This is a genomic window from uncultured Campylobacter sp., from assembly GCF_938018145.1.
In the GTDB taxonomy this organism is placed as follows: domain Bacteria; phylum Campylobacterota; class Campylobacteria; order Campylobacterales; family Campylobacteraceae; genus Campylobacter_A.
In genome coordinates this window covers 1-1,531 of the sequence record NZ_CALIII010000414.1, presented here as the reverse complement: position 1 = coordinate 1,531, position 1,531 = coordinate 1, and the positions used below count along the sequence as shown (strand labels likewise).

Below are 1,531 nucleotides of genomic sequence, written 5' to 3'. Positions count from 1 at the left end.
AAATTTGAACGTAAAACGATAAGGCGAAGTATTTTTTCTTTAGACGAGGCGGAAATGAGCCGAGCGAGGGCGCATACATATAGTATGTAACCGAGCTTCGGCGAAATTTACAACGAAGTATAAAGAAAAAAGACAAGCCGCAAAGTTAAATTTGATCGCCGCTTAGTAGTATATATCCGCTTTCACTGATGTTTTTAAATTTAACCCCCAGCTCCCGCTTTAGCCTCAGCACGACGTTTTGTATCGCGCCCTTGCTCGTTTGCTCGCCCTCGTAGACGAACTCCTCGATCATCTCGTAGCTCACGAGCTTGTTTAGATTGTACGCAAAGAGCCAAAAGAGCTTGTTTTGCAAAAACGAGAGATAAATTTCCTCGCCGTTTTTGTAGATCTTTTCTTTGGCGAGATTTATGCTAGTTTGCGCGCCCAGACGCACGAGCTTTTCGTCCTTTTCGTAGGTTAGAGCCACTAGTAGGCGGCAGAGCGCGGCGATATCGACGGGCTTTTTTAGAAACGACGCCGCGCCGTGCTCGATGCTTTTGATGAGGTTGTCGTCGGTGTCGTAGGAGGTAAAGACGATAAATTTTTGCGCGGGCTTTATGCGCATCATCTCCTTCATCATCTCAAAGCCGTTCATCGCGGGCATGTGGATGTCGGTGATGACGATGGCGGGAGCTAGCTTTTTAAAGCGCTCCAGCCCCTCTAGCCCGTCGCCCGCGCCCCAGACGCTTAGGCAGTAGGGCTTTAGCCCGCCTATTAGCAGCTCCCTTGCGATCTCGTCGTCCTCGACGATGAGGACGCTCAGGTCTTTAAGCAGCTTTAAATGCTCTTGCATCTCACTCCTTTAAATTTATCTCAAAGCCGAGCTCAAACGTCGTCGGATCGCCCGCGCTTAGCAGCCTGATGTCGCCTGCGAGCTTTTCGTTTGCGAGCTTTTTGCCAAAATACAGCCCGATGCCGCTTCCTTGCTTTTTGGTGGTTTTTGGCTGGGTTAAAATTTTATCCCGAAGCTCCTTGCTCACGCCGCTGCCGTAGTCCGTGACGGATATTTTGCACGTGCCGTTTTCAAATTTGACGTCCAAAAAAACTTGCCGCTTGGCGATCTCGTCTTTGTAGCGCTCCACGACCGCGTCTTTGGCGTTGTGTATGAGGATGAGTAAAATTTGCTGCACGATGCCCATCCGCTGCGTGGCCTCTTCGTCTTTAAACTCGCGCAAGCTTACCGTGACATTTGCCTTGCTAAGCTCGGTGTGCATGAGCTTTAGCAGGTCTTTTATGCAGCGCTGCACGCTAAATTTTTGCGGGCTGTCGCTGCTCTTATAAAAATTTCTAAAAATCTCGATCGTATCGCTCAAAAGCACGGTCGCAGCTTGGCCTTTTTGCAGCATATTTTCCAGCGTCGCGGCGTCTAGTTTGCCGTCTTTTTGCAGCATGAGCAGGCTTGAGATCATCAAATTTAGCGAATTAACCGGCTGAATGAACTGATGATTTATGCCGCTGATTAGCTCGCCCGCCTCGCTCATACGGGCTTTGT

At 49.4% G+C, this 1,531-nt stretch carries 2 protein-coding genes; both read right to left on the bottom strand.

Annotation, left to right across the window (positions count from 1 at the left end; all coding sequences use genetic code 11):
* Positions 1 to 145: 145 nt before the first annotated feature.
* A complete protein-coding gene (locus Q0338_RS09530; protein ID WP_298086539.1) occupies positions 146 to 832 on the bottom strand; it encodes a response regulator in 687 nt (228 codons plus the stop codon).
* A gap of 1 nt (position 833) precedes the next feature.
* The coding region (locus Q0338_RS09525) for a HAMP domain-containing sensor histidine kinase (RefSeq protein WP_298086538.1) at positions 834 to 1,531 on the bottom strand (698 nt) is incomplete at its 5' end.